At 50.0% G+C, this 17,155-nt stretch carries 14 protein-coding genes; 1 reads left to right on the top strand and 13 read right to left on the bottom strand.

All coding sequences use genetic code 11. The features are described from left to right. Positions 1 to 103: 103 nt before the first annotated feature. Entirely contained in the window at positions 104 to 850 is a 747-nt protein-coding gene (gene map, locus KDN35_RS16615; RefSeq protein ID WP_212133322.1) for a type I methionyl aminopeptidase, read from the top strand. A gap of 421 nt (positions 851 to 1,271) precedes the next feature. On the opposite strand, the gene KDN35_RS16610 is transcribed toward map, so the two are convergent. The 13 genes from KDN35_RS16610 to KDN35_RS16550 all read right to left on the bottom strand — a co-directional run bounded on the left by KDN35_RS16610 (position 1,272) and on the right by KDN35_RS16550 (position 16,951). Then, positions 1,272 to 2,249 (bottom strand): carbohydrate kinase family protein, encoded by a 978-nt coding sequence (locus KDN35_RS16610; RefSeq protein ID WP_212133321.1) that lies wholly within the window; start codon positions 2,247 to 2,249, stop codon positions 1,272 to 1,274. Further along, the gene (locus KDN35_RS16605; protein ID WP_212133320.1) at positions 2,224 to 3,747 is read right to left on the bottom strand and encodes a glycoside hydrolase family 32 protein; all 1,524 of its coding nucleotides are present in this window, start codon (positions 3,745 to 3,747) and stop codon (positions 2,224 to 2,226) included. The genes KDN35_RS16610 and KDN35_RS16605 overlap by 26 nt, the downstream gene beginning before the upstream one ends. Before the next feature lie 70 nt (positions 3,748 to 3,817). After that, entirely contained in the window at positions 3,818 to 5,245 is a 1,428-nt protein-coding gene (locus KDN35_RS16600; RefSeq protein ID WP_212133319.1) for a sucrose-specific PTS transporter subunit IIBC, read from the bottom strand. A 94-nt stretch (positions 5,246 to 5,339) separates the two neighbouring features. Next, positions 5,340 to 6,338 (bottom strand): LacI family DNA-binding transcriptional regulator, encoded by a 999-nt coding sequence (locus KDN35_RS16595; RefSeq protein WP_171564532.1) that lies wholly within the window; start codon positions 6,336 to 6,338, stop codon positions 5,340 to 5,342. A gap of 302 nt (positions 6,339 to 6,640) precedes the next feature. Further along, positions 6,641 to 7,759, bottom strand: coding sequence for a class II histone deacetylase (locus KDN35_RS16590; protein ID WP_212133318.1), 1,119 nt, complete (start codon positions 7,757 to 7,759; stop codon positions 6,641 to 6,643). Between the two features lie 45 nt (positions 7,760 to 7,804). Next, positions 7,805 to 9,106, bottom strand: coding sequence for an MFS transporter (locus KDN35_RS16585; protein ID WP_212133317.1), 1,302 nt, complete (start codon positions 9,104 to 9,106; stop codon positions 7,805 to 7,807). 6 nt (positions 9,107 to 9,112) lie between these two features. Further along, positions 9,113 to 10,279 (bottom strand): Glu/Leu/Phe/Val family dehydrogenase, encoded by a 1,167-nt coding sequence (locus KDN35_RS16580; RefSeq protein WP_212133316.1) that lies wholly within the window; start codon positions 10,277 to 10,279, stop codon positions 9,113 to 9,115. A 3-nt stretch (positions 10,280 to 10,282) separates the two neighbouring features. After that, positions 10,283 to 11,437 carry a DUF3419 family protein gene (locus KDN35_RS16575; RefSeq protein ID WP_212133315.1) on the bottom strand — a complete coding sequence of 385 codons (1,155 nt, stop codon included), beginning with the start codon at positions 11,435 to 11,437 and terminating at the stop codon, positions 10,283 to 10,285. Between the two features lie 129 nt (positions 11,438 to 11,566). Next, positions 11,567 to 12,457: a ferritin family protein gene (locus KDN35_RS16570; RefSeq protein WP_171564527.1), complete on the bottom strand. Its 891-nt coding sequence runs from the start codon at positions 12,455 to 12,457 to the stop codon at positions 11,567 to 11,569. Positions 12,458 to 12,486: 29 nt separating this feature from the next. Beyond that, a complete protein-coding gene (locus KDN35_RS16565; RefSeq protein WP_212133314.1) occupies positions 12,487 to 15,186 on the bottom strand; it encodes an aminotransferase class III-fold pyridoxal phosphate-dependent enzyme in 2,700 nt (899 codons plus the stop codon). Between the two features lie 33 nt (positions 15,187 to 15,219). After that, on the bottom strand, positions 15,220 to 15,618 hold the full coding sequence (locus KDN35_RS16560) for a hypothetical protein (RefSeq protein WP_171564524.1): 399 nt from the start codon (positions 15,616 to 15,618) through the stop codon (positions 15,220 to 15,222). Between the two features lie 109 nt (positions 15,619 to 15,727). Then, on the bottom strand, positions 15,728 to 16,360 hold the full coding sequence (locus KDN35_RS16555; RefSeq protein ID WP_212133313.1) for a TetR/AcrR family transcriptional regulator: 633 nt from the start codon (positions 16,358 to 16,360) through the stop codon (positions 15,728 to 15,730). A gap of 264 nt (positions 16,361 to 16,624) precedes the next feature. Next, the gene (locus KDN35_RS16550; RefSeq protein WP_212133312.1) at positions 16,625 to 16,951 is read right to left on the bottom strand and encodes a hypothetical protein; all 327 of its coding nucleotides are present in this window, start codon (positions 16,949 to 16,951) and stop codon (positions 16,625 to 16,627) included. Between the last annotated feature and the right edge of the window lie 204 nt (positions 16,952 to 17,155).

Genomic DNA, 17,155 nt, shown 5'->3' with positions numbered 1-17,155 from the left:
GCCAGTGTAAAAGTCCATACCGCCCCGTTAGCTAGGATCATCTTCAATCTGGAATACTTTCCAATACGAGTGAGTTACTATGAATTAAAATGGAGGGCTGTCTATGACAGTGGAATCGCAGAAAGATATCGATGGTCTGAAGGAAATCGGCAAAATTGTTGCGTTGACAATCAATGAAATGAAGCGTCACGCACGTGTCGGAATGACGACCAAGGAACTGGATGATATTGGAGGACAGATTTTAAAAAAATACGGGGCCGTGCCTGCACCCAAAACCGTATATAACTTTCCCGGCAACACGTGTATCAGCATTAACCATGAAATCGCTCATGGAATCCCGGGAAATCGAAAAATTCAACCGGGCGACTTAATTAACATCGATGTTTCCGCTGAACTGGGAGGATATTTTGCGGATGCGGGTCACTCTTTTGTCATGCCTCCCTACAACCCTGCTTTAACCCGTCTCTGTGATTACACATACAAAACGATGATGAAGGTCATCTCTTCACTCAAGCATGGAGTAAAAATGAATGAAATCGGCAGGATTATTCAAACCGAAGCGAAAAAAGGCGGCTATCAGGTCATTCAAAACTTGTGCAGTCACGGTGTTGGGAGGTCTCTGCACGAATCTCCAAATGAAATTCTCCCTTATTATGACAGGCACGATAAACGCGTGTTGAAAGAGGGAATGGTCATAACGATTGAGCCCTTTTTATCAACAGGGGCGGATTATGTGGTTGAGCAGCCGGATGGGTGGACTTTATGTTTACCGGATCGCAGCTTTGCGGCACAACAAGAGCACACCATCATTATTACAAAGGGTCAGCCGATCATCGTGACTGTAGCTTAGATTATCAAATGGGCGCTTGAATTTACTTGTTGCTGCACGAACGGATACAAGAATATCTCCTGGGGCCATGTACCGCAGTTACAGGCGCCCGTAAAGGCTAAATACTCCAAAGCCCGAAGAGCTATTCTTCGGGCTTTTAATACTCGTTCCTTTACGATTTACAAAATTCCTCGTGCTCTTGCACTATTTCACGGCCATGCAAGGCGTCCTGCCTCATTTCTCTTCTTTATCCTGATCGGGGTAGTAAATTTTGTTTCGTCCGCAAACATTAAATTTCATTAAACCTTCTTTATAATTAGCTCTGAAAGGACCAGGGTAGACAACAAAAAACATCCCCCTTTCTCCATTACGCCAGGGGGATGTCTGCAAAACGAGCAGCAAGGTTCCTAACCGCGGTCTGTGCCCTTACTTTTCATATCTATTACTTTTCATATGTTTTAATAAAGCGAAGGATTTCTTCTTTTGACGGCAAGGCTGAAATTGCCCCTTGTCCTGTTGTGGTGAGTGCACCGCTTGCATTGGCAAAGGTGAGGATTTCGTGATGGTGCTCATGCAATATATCGAGCAAGTTTTCCTCATTTCCTCCCTTTTCCAGGAGTTTATATAAAAACCCGCCGATAAAGGCATCTCCTGCGCCAGTCGTATCCTGCACCGCCACGTTGAAACCAGTGGATTCATATGTGGCATGCTTGGTGTAAAGGGCGGCTCCCTTTGCTCCTTTTGTGCAAATTACGGCTTTGACGTCACCTGTGAATAATTGTTCAATCGCCTGTTGTTCATTCGTGATTCCGGTGATAAACGTCAATTCTTCATCGGATATTTTGATCAGATGCGCTCTTGGAATAAATGCTGCAATCGTTTGTCTGCATTCCTCTGCGCTGTTCCACAATGGAAGGCGAACGTTTGGATCGAAGCTGATCAGCCCTCCTTTTTCTTTCACCAGCTGAATCGCTTTTTCATGGGCTTTTTTCATCGGGCTCTCGACGAGATCGACAGAGCAAAAATGTAAAATATCGCCTTTCGCAAACCAGCTTGCTTCAATTTCGTCTTCTGAAAGCAATAGATCTGCAGAAGGATTGCGATAGAAGGAAAAGTCCCGCTCCCCATCTTCGCGCAAGGAAACAAACGCCAATCCTGCATGCGCTTCTGTTGTTCGTTTGATTTTATCGGTCTTTACCCTGACTTTTTGTAACTCTTCAATCAAAAAGTCACTGAAGGCATCCATTCCCAGCTTTGTAATCATTGCCGATTCTGCCCCGTATTTCGCTACAGCTGCCGCCACGTTTGCCGGTGCTCCCCCTGGCTCACGTTTGAAAGAGTGAACGTCCTTTAATGCTTTTCCTTTTTGCAGCGGAATAAAGTCAATGAGCACTTCACCAATGGAAAACAAGCGGCCCATCGTCTGCACCTCCGTTTTTTTGCATCGCGGTTAGATGATAGATCGTCGTATCCAATGAAACGTTTCCGTTTCGAGCAAAGAAGCAAATCTTTGTGCTTTCCGGACTGGGAAAAATCCGGCTTGTGAACACTTCCATGCCGTCATTGATAAAAATTTCGACGGAAGACGTATCGACAAAGAGATGAAGCTTTACCGCATTTCCTTCCACGCGGCATGTGCTTGTTGTTCCGTATTTTTTCGCCGGAACTTCCCCGGAATAGGTGCGGTCTAACGTTACCTTTTGCTTGTGTCTGTTATAGGAGATGACCGTTTTTTCCTCATCAGATGACCGGAATTCAATCCCCACTTCCTCTGCTTCCATGTTCGTAAATTCACAAATCAGTTCATAGCAGGTCCCGTTGAATCCGTCATACCTTTTTTGCTCATTGTGAAGCGTATCTTTCACATGGACCGCATCTTGCCGCAATGCTTCCAGTTCTTTTACAGGACGCTGAATCAGCTTTCCGTTTTGGATGGTCAATTCTCTTGGCAGTGTGAGACAATGGGCCCATCCATCCTGATCTGTTGGATATGGAATGTCGGGAAGACCCATCCACCCGACTAATAAGCGCCGTCCCTTATGGTCGATGGTCGTCTGCGGGGCGTAAAAGTCAAAGCCGCGGTCCAACTTCACAAACTCACCGTGTTCAAAGATTTTTGTCTTGAGATCAAGTCTGTTTCCTGCGATATAACCGGATTGATGCACATATTGAAATTGCTCTCCCGCTGGCACTACTCCTTGCGGGCAGAAGATCAGCACACCGTTTCCATCCAGTTCGAAATAGTCGGGGCATTCCCACATGAATCCAAAATGCTGTAACCGGGTGTGAATCTCACCTTCAAACGTCCAATGCATTAAATCAGGTGATGAATATAGCACAGCGCAACCCGTTTCGTTTTCCCGCTGTGCGCCGATTACAGCATAAAATGTGTCATGCACTTTCCACACTTTCGGATCGCGAAAATGATCGGTATAGCCTTTTGGCACTTCGTGAATCACCGGCGCTTGTAATTTTTTAATCTGCCCGTTTTCATCCATGAAGGCTAAACACTGATAAGGATGGCGCACCCAATTCTCATCCCTCGTATTCCCTGTATACATGAAATAAAGTGTCTGGTTATGAACAATGGCGCTGCCAGAGTAAACCCCGTGAGAATCAAAATAATCGTCCGGTTGTAACGCGATACCGACATTTTGCCAGTGAACCAGATCGCTTGATTTGGTGTGATACCAATATTTTAATCCATGAACCGGACCGAGCGGAAACCATTGATAAAACAAGTGATATTCTCCGTTATAGTAAGCAAAACCATTTGGATCGTTTAAAAGACCTGTGACTGGTTGGATATGATATTTCTGTCGCCACCTGCTGTTGTTCACCTTTTCTTGCAGGGCTGTTAATTCTTCTATCGTTGCTTCTTCGATTCGTCGATAGCGTTGTTCTCTCGTCCATTCCATTGATAGACCCAAACTCCTTCATCTCGTCCATACAGGGTCTGACCGTTTATCGATCAGACCCCATTTATTTTTATTGAGCTGCTTTTTTTGCTGCGCGTTTGGCCAAAATGATCGTCATGACAGAGGTAACGACAAACGAAATGACCATGCCAATGACGTATGGAACGATGGAATCCGGGCGAATGGAAATAATCCCTGGCAAACCGGCAGCGCCAAGCGCAACCGCTTTGACCTTATAGATGGTAATAAAGGCCGTTGATACAGACGCCCCGATGATCGCGGCAATAAACGGATAACGAAGTTTCAGGTTGACACCGAACATCGCAGGCTCCGTAATGCCCAAAACGGCCGAAATGCCGGCAGCGGAGGCAATCCCTTTCACTTTCTTGTCTTTCGTCATCAGGAAAACCGCCAACGTTGCAGCGCCTTGGGCAACGTTTGACATCGCGGCAACAGGAAAAATAAATGTTCCGCCTGTTTTCACGAAATCTGCCAGCAGCTGGGTTTCAACAGCAATAAAGCTATGATGCATCCCGGTAATCACGATCGGGGCATACCCCAACCCGAACAGCGCACCGCCGATAACGCCCGCTGTGTCATACAACCAAACCAGTCCGTCCGTTAGTACGTTGCCCGCAAGACGAGTCAACGGTCCTACGGCTGTAAAGGTTAAGATGCCTGTAATAAAAATCGTGAATAGGGGTGTCAGCAAGTTCGCAAGCGCAGAAGGGATATATTTGCGTAAAAATTGTTCGGTTTTTGCCAGAATAAAAGAAGCTGCTAATACAGGCAGTACCGTCCCTTGATACCCCACTTTTTCAATTTCCATGCCGAAAATGTTCCAGGCAGGAATGCTGCCGCTCGTCAAGGCGCTGCCGTAGTCATACCCGTTTAATAAGTCCGGGTGAACCATCAGCATGCCAAGCGCAGCTCCCAGGTACGGATTGCCGCCAAAACGCTGGGTGGCGGAAAAACCGATTAAAATTGGCAAAAACACAAATGCCGCATTGGCAAATGTATTAATAAGTGCGGCCAAGTCACTGATTTCCGGATACGCTTCAATGAGCGACTTGCCCTCGAAGATCAAGTCTTTCGCGATCAAAATATTATTGATCCCCATCAGCAGCCCGCCGGCAACAATAGCCGGAATGATGGGAACGAAAATATCAGAAAGCAGTTTCACGAAACGCTGGAGCGGGTTTAAACGTTTGGCTCCGGCGTCTTTTACATCTGTTGTCGACATTTCCTGAAGTCCGGTTAATCGGGCTAATTCATGGTACACATTGTTTACCAGACCTGCACCAAGAATAATTTGGAATTGTCCGCCAGTTGAGAACGTTCCTTTTACCGCGTCCATTTTGTCAAGCGCTTCTTGGTTTACTTTGCTTTCATCATGCAAAACGAGCCGTAAACGTGTGGCGCAGTGAGCCAAGGCAGAAAGATTCTCTTTTCCGCCAATCGCTTCAAACAGTTCTTTGGCAATCTGATCGTATTTCATCGCATCTCCCTCACCCATCGATGGAACCGGTTCCAAATTCGTTGTAATAAGAACCGGTCCTAATCCTTGTGATTTGGAACCGGTTCCAACCCGATTATACGTGACGAGGAATGATACTGTCAACGCTTTCTCGTTCAATGATTTCAAATTTTGATAATGTTCGTTTGGGGACTTCCTCTTCATTGATCAGCTTCACAATGTGCTGTGCAGCCATCTTACCAGCTTCTTTAAAAAACAATTTAACAGTTGTTAAACCAGGATGGATAATTTCGGTCACATCATATCCGCCAAAACCTGTAATCGAGACGTCTTGCGGAATGCGCAATCCCTTTAATTGGGCGGCTCTTAACGCTCCCAGTGCAATGTTATCTGTCGCGCATACGATGCAAGTGGGGCGAAATTGTTCCAGTAGTTCTGCTGCTGCTTGCTGTGCAACAAACATGTTAAAACCTGTTTCAAAATAATGGACCTCACACCCTTCCGCTTCCGCTATCGCCCGTTTAAATCCTTCCTTTCGTTTTACGCCCACTGCGACATCCTGTTCGCTAACACCCAAGTAGGCAATTTTGCGATGGCCTTTCTCTACTACATATTTTCCAATGGCATAGCCTGCTTCCACATCATTGTGAATCAGGCTGTGTACGTCGGGATGTTCTTGCCCAACAAGAAGAATCGGGATGTTCACCTTTTCAAACGCAGCCAAATGTGCCGGAGTGATTTGCGTTGCCAGCAAAATAATTCCCGCCACTTTCTGGCCAGCCAAGCTGTAAATCATTTCGATTTCCCGTTCAATTTGCTGGTTCGTATTAGAGATTAACAATTGAAAATGCAATTCTTTTAATTGTTCATCAATCCCGATGATTGTATGCGATGCCGCATAGGAATCCAGTCGCGGAACGATCGTGCCAATAAAGGCTGTTTTCTTCGCCTTTAAACTTTGGGCAAAAGGATTCGGTGTATATCCTGTTTCTTTAATAGCGCGTTCAATTTTTCGTTTGGTAGCTTCACTTACAGAACCGCCATTTAAGTAGCGAGATACGGTGCTTTTGGCCACTCCTGAAAGTTTGGCTACATCTGCAATGGTTTTATTCATTTTCTGGCCCACCTCAAACACGAGTCATCTTTTTTATTATAATATGAGGCCTATTTTTCATGCATAGGGTACGAGAGGCTGTTTGGATCATGTGAGGAACTGACAGGAACGAAAAAAGAATAGGAGCGACAAGCTCACAGCTTTCGCCCCTTACCAGCAGTGTTTGACATGGCCAGTTTTGCCGAGCTTACACCCGCATCAAGCCGTCCGTTGCTTTTTTACCTCACCTCGCTTCACGTTTCTGCTTTTTGAAAAACGTCTGGAGGGTGGGACATGAGCTGCCGGATTGGAAAAAGACAGTATTACGTTTGCAAAACGGACCAGCGTTTGACATGCTGCTCCTTGGCCATTTGCAAATAAAGACGTTGATCGTGGGTAATCACCTGTGTCGGCAAATGCTGAAACGTGGGAGCGTATGGGTCTTCTACCACGCTTCTGATACCGGTCAACGCCTCGATCACCCGAAGCGTGCAAAACGGAACGTAGGCCGCGCTGTACCCGCCTTCGTGACAGGCAACCAGCCTGCCCTGACAGCATTCATCCGCCAGCGCAAGCATTTCCTGTGCCATCTGATAAAACCCTTCCGCGGTCACCATCATTCTGCCCAACGGGTCAAACAGGCTGGCATCCTGCCCTGCAGAGACGAAGATCAGCTCGGGGCCAAACTGGCGGATCACAGGCGCGACGATGGTGCGGATCGCCTCCAGATAGCCTGCGTCAGAAGTACCGGCCGGCAGTGGAATATTGATCGTGTATCCTTCCCCCGCCCCGGCTCCAGTATCAGACAAGCTGCCTCTGCCGGGAGGGTAGTTGTTTTCCTGATGCAGCGACACAAACAAGACCCCAGGGTCATCGTAAAAAATGCTTTCCGTTCCGTTTCCGTGATGGACATCCCAATCGACGATTGCGATCCGCTTCAAACCATACGCTTGCTGCGCGTATCTGGCTGCGACGGCGACGTTGTTGAACAGGCAGAATCCCATGCCCTTGTCCCGCTCCGCATGATGGCCGGGCGGTCGGTGCAGCACATAGGCGTTGTCCACCTCGCCGCGCATTACCGCATCGACAGCACGCAGACCTCCCCCCGCCGACAGACAGGCGATTTCAAACGATCCGTACCCGACAACCGCCAGTTCACCTGCATCGCCCGTCGTCTGGCTCAATGCTTCCACCCGCTTGATATACGCCGGATCATGCACAGCTGCGATCTCTTCTGCTGTTGCCGCCCTGGGCGGAATCGACACCAGTTCACGGATAAAACCGGAACGCTCCAGCAGGTTTTTCACACGCCGTTTGGTCGCCGGATTCTCTGAATGCACATCCGTTTCAATCCAGCCGCCAGCGGGCAAAAACAATGCGCCATTCCCGGTATTGTGCCAAAAATAACTCTCATCGCAAACGAAAGCGGTTCTTCGCTTCATCAGACATTCTCCTTTCTGTAAAAAGAAGGGCTTCGCCCGTCGCGTCTATCCATCTTGGACGGGAGAAGCCTGATTCTCAAGCTTGCGCCTCCGCCCATATCGGGCGGTATACCAGACAATCATGGCGACGGGTACGAGGCTGAGAACCGTGAACACGCCAACGACCACTTGCGAAAACCCGCTTGCCCACACGATGGGCGCAACCGGGGCACCGGACGCTTTCAGGCCTGCCAGCCATTCATTGGCGGGAACTCCGCCTGTGTGCAGCGATGTATCGACCATCCTGCGAAAGAGGCTGGCCGAAAGCGAGCTCCCGATGACAGCACCCACCAGTCGCAGCATGTTCAATATGGCCGAGCCCAACCCCAGATGATCGTAGGTAAATTTCTTCATCCAGGCCGACGTAATGGAAATGATGGCGATCCCAAGCCCAAGTCCGGCCAGGAACGATGCTCCGATGTACACGTACAGGGGCACTTCGCGAATCATGTACAGGCACAGGCTCGCCAGCAGACAGAAAAATCCTGTGCTGACGACAATCTCCAGCGGCATTTTTCTCTCCAGCCGCCCGACGATTCCCACGGATACGATAATGGAAGCGCACAGAGGTGTGACGGTGTAGGCGATTTGCAGGCTGTCGTAGTCGAGAAAATTTCCCAGCATAAAAGGCAGTACGTACAGCAGGCTGTTCAGAACAAACCCGGCAAAGAAGTTGCCGAAAAGCAACAGGTACGTTTCACTTTCCTTCCACAGATTCGGCATAGGGACGGCCTGCGTCTCCTGGTCCTCCTCAGGTACAGCAGACGATTTGAGCGAGGCAATCATGGCCAGCAACGCGAGCAGCACCAGCGTACCATTTGCCAAAAAGGTGAACCTCCAGGTCGCAAAATGACCGATCAACCCAGCACTGATGGGGCCGCAAGCCGCTGCAAGCGCACACGTGGCGCTCCAGGCGCCGATCGCTTGCCCATAGCGCTGTTTCCCAAACCGCTTCAGCAAGATCACCAGACTGACGGGCACGAGAATGGAAGAACCGATACCCTGAATGAAGCGGCAGGTCAACAGGAAAGGAAAGGAGCTGCTGAAATACCCGAGGAAAGAGCCTGCTGCATACAGTGCCAACCCGCTGAGGAACACCCGGATGTGTCCAAAACGGTCCGCCACTCTGCCCATGAATACCATGAGCAGAGCGAACGGCAGAATGTACAGATTCATGATCCAGATCGCTGTGGACAGACTGGTTGCGAATTGTTCCTGGATCTGCGGCAGCAGGACGTACAACAGCGTTCCATCCTGCATCACAGTGAACAGGCTGACGATGACTGACAGGATAAACAGTTTTTTCATCGCGCGTCACACCGAAGCGGTTAGTTCGCTCACGGAGCGTTCCTTGTACAGCATTTGCTGCAAATGTGCAGAAGCAAGGGCGAGAGCAACGATGCGCGTCGGCTCCTCCTGCTCCATGCTCTGTGTCAGCACTGTTCGCACCATCCGGCGTATCCGTTTTGCCGACTCGGTCCACATGTCCTGCGGCAGGGCTTCCCCGGTAATGATCAAGCCAAACGACAATGCCGAACCCGCGTTGACCATAAAATCGGGGAGCACGATCACGCCTTTTTCCCGGAGGATTTCATCGGCTTCATTCGTAGTCGGCATGTTGGCCGCCTCGACAATGATTTTTGCCCGGATCGAGTGTGCATTCCCCTCATGGATCACCTGCGAGACAGAAGCGGGGATCAGCAAATCGACCGGCAGCTGCAGCAGCTCTTCGTTGGTCATCTGCTTTACCGCCTGAGCGATCTTCTCGCGATCGATGCAGCCGTTTGGCTTGCGGATGGACAGCAGCTGATGGATGTCCAGGCCCTCTTCCCGATAGATTGCTCCCTCGGCATCGCCGACTGCTGTAATTGTGACGCCGCGATCGTGCAGCAGCTTGGCGATTTCACTGCCCACCGTGCCGAATCCATGCACGGCAGCAGTCGCCTGCTCCAGCGGAAGCTGAATCAGTTCGGCCGTCTCCAGCAGGCTCTCCATCAGGCCAAAGCCTGCTGTCGTCTCCATGTTTTGATCAGACAACAAGTCATGTGCCCGGACACCCTGACCAATCTCGTACTTTACGCCCCGCTCCTGCAGCCGGTTCAGCACTCGCTCCAGCGGGTCAAGCTGTATGTGGGCGTACATCGCTCTTACATCTTTCGCGTAAATCCCCATGTCCTCTCCCAACAACAGGCAGCTTTTCAACAGCGGTTCAGCCATTCGGGCAAAGGCCTGGATTTTTTTCTCCTTGTCAGGCGCTGACGGATCTCCGACAATTCCGGCCTTGGCTCCTCCCAGCGGCAGGTTCATCAGACCGTGCTTGTAAGTCATGACTTCCGCCAAATCCCGCACTTCTTCCAGCGTGACCGTCGGAGACATGCGCAAGCCTCCTGTGGCAATCCCTCCGATCAAGCGATCGATAACGATAAACGCCGTCGTGTCCGTTTCCGGGTCATGCATGGTAATTTCATAGTACGTATTCATCCATTACTCCTCCCGTTTTTTGAGTACTTCAAACGTAAAGGCAAAGGCCAGGTCTTCGTGATTCAGCCGCTCGATCATATCCACATCACGCTCATAGAGGGGCAAAAGCTCAGGGTTTACCATACGTTTCGCCAAAAAATTCCGATAACAAATGATTCCGTTTTTCCTTAGTTTTTTCGTGATTTCCGTGAGGATCTGTTGGAACGTTTCATTGGGAACCCAGCCGGATATGTCCGAAAGCGACACCTTGTCGATAAACGGCTCCTTTGCCCGGGCCAGATACCGGTCGATCAGATCCGTCACAATCTCCACTTTGTCCAGGTTTCGCTTGATCGTCTCGTAGTGCTGCTTTTGCAAGTAGACGGGCATTGCCTCTTCGTTCATGTACTTTCCGCAGTACAAAAAGGTAAGAAAGTGGTTTTCCCGCACCAGATGATTTTCGAACGTATGGGTCAGCCTCTGCAAAATATAGTTGCCGATGCTTTGCTGCTGGCCGACCTCGTTGTCATAGCTGGGGTCCCCGAGTGTCCACTTGAAGACGGTGCGGCGGCACAGGTTCTCGATGGACCAGCGCCATAGCAGCGTGTTGAAATGCTCACGAAAATAGGCCCTCTGTTCTTCCAGGGAAGTGAGCGAAAGCATGTGCAGGAACTGTTTTTTCTTGGGTCGAAACAGCAGCGACCCGATATATTTTTTATAAAATTGCTCGTGTTTCCCCAGGAAAATCAAGCCTTCCTCGATTTTGTCGCGATAGCGGCTCCAGTACGCCTGGGCCTGGGGCGTCAAATTGGATTCAAACTCCCGGTATACGTCCATCCTGGAAAAGGTGGCCGGTTTCACGCCGAGGAATTGCAGATACTCGTCATGCTGCAGCAGGCGCATGGCTTCGATTTTCAGTTCCAGCAGATAGTTTTGCGTAGGGTTGGCATCTACAGAAATCAGTCGTTTGGGTTCGTCGACGAGCAATGCGAGACTGCGGCAGCCGCTCCCCGTAATCACCAGCACAGTGTCGCTGGGACGGATGCGCAGCGCTTTTAATTCGGAGTACGAATCTTCATCACTGGTCGTGTACAAAATCCAGTCTTTTTTGTAAATGCTGTCTTGCTCGGAATAAATGATTCGTTTCGAGGCTGGCTTTTCTTTGATCGCTGTTGCCATCCACGGGACACCCCATTTACGAAAAAGTGTGGTTTGCGCAAGCTCGCCTGTGAAGCCAACCAGCCTCCTGATTTCCCGAAGGTTCCGTGTTCCGAGGCACAGGAGACTGGGGCAACCGTTGGCTTTGCGTTAGTTCAAATACTCAAGTCCGATTTTCTTCAAGCGCTCCCGATGACCGTTGATAATATCGCTCAGCACCATGTTCACCTGATCCACTACCGGCGTGTCGATCATGCGCATTCCTGGCGCAATCTCGGCATCTCCCACCAAGTCCTTGTGCTCCATGCAAGCTTCCTGATACAGCCCGACGAACTGATTGAGAAAGCTTTCAAACGCTTTTTGCATCCGCACCGAACATTCGGTAGCCAGGCGCGACAGCCGTTCTTTTTCTTCCGGACGCTGCTGGATCGCATCCGCCAGTTTTTTCTCGGCAAATCCCACATGGCGCGTCTCATCCTTGAACGCTCCGATAATAATCTCGGTCAATCCGGGATCAAACGGCTTCCAGAAGCGGGCTTCGTAGCCGTACAGCGGGAACGCCATGCCTTCCAGGATGATATTGAGGGTGACCAATCCGCCCAGCAAATCTTTGTTGTCCACCTGCTGGAGCATGATCTGTTGGAAGGCGCGGTATTCCGGACTGGCCACTTCCTCGACCAACTGGCCGATCGCCTCATCGGACAGCCCCATCTCGCGCATCCGTTCCACGAACACCTCGTAATGACGTGCTTCGTCAAACGTCTGCGTCGCCAGAAAAACGCGGCTCCAATCGTCGTCGGCGATGCTGGTCAGACCGGAAGCGGTGGTCACGGCAATCTTTTCGGCGGAAGCGAAAATCGCCAAATCGTACAAGCATACCTGGCGCAGCTTGCCTTCCTCCTGCAGAATCTCGGGCACGTCGTACTGCGGAGAGCGGCCGTAAATCATGCCCTTCAGATAGCCGTGGGGTACGATCTCCAGCCATTTTTCAGCGGTAAAGTTGCGGACAGAGACTCTTTTCTTGCTGGAAGTTGTCGTCATGTTCTTTTCCTCCTTTTATATCTAGAAAATTATGAAACAACTTGTTTGTTGGCCGCCGCTTTGACCCGCGCGATGTACTCGTCATCGATTTCCTTCTCGAAGCTGTGCAGGCTGGCCAGTGTGAAACCGTGTTTTTCGGCGAGCCCCTGGATGTAGTACATGTCGTCCATCGTGATGCGTCCGCCGATGCCCATATTGCGGTTGCTATTTTCCAAGGTTAAGAGAATCGTTTCCGAAAGGCAGGCCAAATTGACCCCCGGCTTGTAACCCAGGTTTTGACCAAATGCGAGGTTTTCCGGAAATTTGACCAAACCGCCTTCGATCACCAATACATCCGGCCGTTTTTCCTGCACGATTTTGCCTACGTTGGCAGGACGGGAGACATCGCAGATGACTGCCCCAGATTTGATCAAATCCGGCTGCAGGAGTTCTCCGATGCTGCTGGTAGCGACCAGGATGACATCAAGCTCAGGCAGGAAGTAATCGATATCGACGCCGTAATCGATCGGAGGCTTGTGTCCGGCTTGTCGGAACAACAGCTCGATGTCGTCAATGATGTTTTCACTCATCTGCTCTTCGAGATTGTCTGTCTCCGCCGATTCGGCCGTCTGGAACAGTTCATACAGCCGTTCGCGTGTCTGATACAGACCGTCGCTGAATACGAGCTCGTTTTCCAGCAGCGATAACAGCTGCTTTCGGATCCCCGATCGTTCCTTGTGGTAAAAGATGGCATGCAGGTAGATTTCATTTGCCAACTCTCGCAAACGCTCCATATTTACTCTTTCATTACTTTTTCTGCCGATTAATACGATATTTTCCATCTTTTGAGACAAAAGAATGGCACACAGCCGCCCGATCGATCCATTTGCGCCGATCACGGCTCCTCTGCACGTTTCGAGAGAGATGTCCATCTTGTCTGCACCTGTCAGCAGCGCGTTGATGGATGTAATGACGGTAAACGTGTTGCCCGTCGTTACGATCTCATGATCCAGTATCATATCGCGCACATCGATTCCGCCGCGTGTGACGATGGAGGTGTACGCACCCAATCCGAACACGGTGGCTCCCATTTCGCGCCCTTTGCGGATCGCAGCGCGAATGGCGGAAACGACTTCCTTTCTGGGACGCTCCAACACTTTTGGTCCCCCGAAGGGAATGGCGATGATGCTGCCGGCAGCGACATCTCCGTGTTTCGAGGAGATTTTGGAAAGTGTGCAAACTACTCCCGGCTCTCCGTAGTCAGCCTGCCATTCCAGTATCTCGGACAGCTCTGTATCATTGAATTGTTCAAATGACGGTGTGTTTATGACCAAGTCTCTCGTTTGCGGGTAGTGGGCAATAAAAGCGAAGCTGCGATGAGGTACTCGAGTGGTCGAAGAAACAATAATTTCTCTTCTTTTTGAACGATAGTCAGTAATTGTTTCGGGGATGGTATTGTCGTGAATGGTATAACGGTACAAATGATAGAAATCGCGATAGTAGAGAATCTCGCACGTACGGTCGATGGCGTGCAGCAGTTTGTCGATCTCTTCCCTGGAAATCGTGAGCGGCGGTTCAATCCGCACAGCCATCTCCTGGTTGAGATACGGCATGATCCTCAGTTTGTAGACATTGAGCAAAAAGCCGCTGATCAGGTATCCGAGACCGCCTTGCGAACAGAGAATCGCAAATTCATACGAATCTCCTGCATCGATCTCTTCAAACTCGATGGCTTGCAAATAGGCTTCACCGCGTACTTCCTTGATGACACCGGGCCACTTTTGCTGAATCTGCAGCAAGCGTTCGCGCATGTACGCGCCGTTTTGCTTCACCTGTTGGAACAGATGCTGGTTTTGCTCCAAATACTTGAGATAAGCCAGGCTGATTGAGCAGGTAAAATTGTTGTTGGCAAACGTGGCGCTGTGGTTTTTCCCGAAATCGTCCTCCTCCCAGAGAGCAGACGTGCTCATACATACACCGATCGGGACAATTCCTCCGCCCAATGCTTTGGACAGCAGCAGGATATCCGGCTCCAGGCCCTGCTCCACACACACGGCCCAATTGCCCATCCGGCCCAGACCTGTCTGAATTTCATCGAGGATAAACAGGACACCGTACCGGCGGCACAGCTCCTGCGCCTTGTGCAGATACGTGGGCGACGGTACGTTGACCCCGCCTTCTCCCTGCACAGGTTCGACCAGGAAACCGGCGATTTGATCTCCCTGCTCCTGCAACACCTTCTCCAAAGCAGCCTCGTCGTTGTAGGGGATCTTGATGTAGTCAGAGGTATCGATGAAAAACGGCTTTTGATAGACTTCCTGCCCGGTCGCCGCCAACGCTCCCGCTGTTTTGCCGTGAAAGCTTTTCCATGTGCTGACGATCTTGCGTTTTCGGGTAGCGGCTCTGGCGAGCTTGATCGCGGCTTCCACTGCTTCCGCCCCGCTTTGGCCAAACGTGCAGACCGAGAGATTTTTTGGCATTTTGTCTAACAGGAACTGGGCCAGCTCTACCGCCTTAATGGGTGTGGATGGCTGACACAGGCTCGGAAGCATGTTCGCCCTGATTTGATCCAGGGCCGCCCAGATCGCCTCGTGGTTGTACCCCAAGGGGATGGCGCCGTACTGGGCGATGAAATCGGTATACCGCGTTCCGTCTGCTTCGTACAGATAGTACCCTTCACCCCTGACAAATTTCTTATCCATCTTGAAAATGGTGAGCAAATCCGCGATAACGGGATTCAGACGCTTCATCGACTTCTCCTCCAAAGATTAATCTAAAATGAATTACTTGTTCTCTTTTCGCATGAACAGCGGGATCAGCAGATAGAGTCCATAGGCAAATGACATCCAGATCGTAAAGGCGAGCAGCTGTTCACTGGACAATCCCGAAAAAAACACGTCGCGGTTCCACAACACGAAGGCATCGATGATCAAGCCGACTGCACTGCCGATCAGCCCCAGCTTCACCACCGCATACGGACTGGGATCCAGCTTGCGAAAGATCACAAAGACGATGTACAAGACCACTGCTGTCGCGATCTCCAACAACAGGAACCTCATGAAAAAGTCTTGTTGATACGGGTCGACCAACACCATGCTGCCGAAAAACACGAAGAACAACGTCGCCCCCAGCCAGACCAGGATCGAGAACAGCAAGGTCAGGCCCAGTTTTTCTGAGAACATACCCTCATCTCCTTTTCTAAATTTGAGGAAATATATTGGAAAAAAGTCTTTGGAGGTAAGTGTGGAAGAACACACGATGAAGCCAGCCTCCAAGACTTGATGTGGCTGCTCAATCCGATTTGTTTTCCAACAGCTTCTGAAAGAATACGCCCAATTCGGCAAACACTTTATCCCGGTCAAATTCGGGAGAGACCAGGCATTGTACCGCCAGGCCGTCAATCAACGCATTGATGAGGACCGCCCAGGTCTCGGTGGAAACCCCCATCAGCCGTTTGTCCCGGCCAGTCTGAACAGCAGTCCCCTCCACGCTGGAATCGGCGTGGTTGTCTGCGATCAGCTCCAGGATCTTTTCCGAAAGCACCTTGTTTTCAAACGCGAGCAGCTGGCCCAATTCCTGTCTAATTTCTTCGTTGTTGAAACTAAACACAACCAGCGACAAAAACAGCCGGTGGAAAAACGAGTCCGGTCGGCACCGTTCCTTGGCGGCATTCAAAGCCTCCGGGACGGCGAATTCGACGGATTGCGTATGAGACATCTCCTCCCAGGAACGAAGGCACACATCTTTTACCACGTCCAACATCAGTTGGTTTTTGGTGTGAAAATGGTAATAGACGGTCCCCTGCGATACATTTGCCTTGTCAGCCACCATTTTCAGCGTGAGCTTTTCCAAGCCGTTTTCCACGATGCACGCCTTGGCTGCTTCAATCAGTTCCTGTTTGGAAACGACGTTCGGTTTTGCCATTCATCTCAGTCCCTTGCGTGTATTCCAGTGTGTTTCCTTACTCCACCCCGAATGATTATGTATGGAAAACATATTATCGAGTTAGTCATTCAACCAACTAATTACACTATATACCATTTCCTGCAAAAAAAGAAGATGATTTTCCATCATGTTGTCATTAATTTTTTGTAAATCGTCCCAAAAGGTTTTACAGGCATCACGCTGCCCGTGCAGGAGGTTGGTCTGGACCAACATCCTGCACCAGCGCCGCTGCCTGACGATAAGTCAATCTGCCTGCTTCTGTTTGAAATAAAAATGCAGAAAATCAAAAGTACGCTCCAGCGCCTGTACAAATTCATCCCGATTTTGAAACGAGAAATGAACGGTTCTGATATCGACCGGTAATATGTCTCTGTGTTCTGATAGAAATTTTTGTAAGGACTTTTTCTCTGTCTCCTCGACCAGATACGTAACGATACTGGCTATCTGAGGAAAATGTGTAAATTCAATCTGCATCCGATTGCCTTGGTAGATCGCCTTGCCGCCAAACAGAATACGATCATCCATATGTATGCGTTGAAACGCGTATTCCGCCATGAATCGATCAGCCATCTCTGCATAGAGGGCGTTTCCGGACCGCGCTGCTTATCTTCCTTTTGTTTGCTTCCTTCACAAGCATGGCAAACGTGAATTCGCTCAAAAGAATTCCCTCCTAAAATTCCCGAGAATAGGGGCCAAAAGTGCCTGTGTAATTGGTTATCTGTATATTCAGCGATGCCAGTTTTTTACGAGTTCACGCACGAAGCTATGTTATCA

Origin of the sequence: Brevibacillus sp. NL20B1, from assembly GCF_018195675.1 — a bacterium.
In the GTDB taxonomy this organism is placed as follows: Bacteria; Bacillota; Bacilli; order Brevibacillales; family Brevibacillaceae; genus Brevibacillus; species Brevibacillus aydinogluensis.
This window is presented reverse-complemented; position numbering and strand designations above follow the sequence as displayed.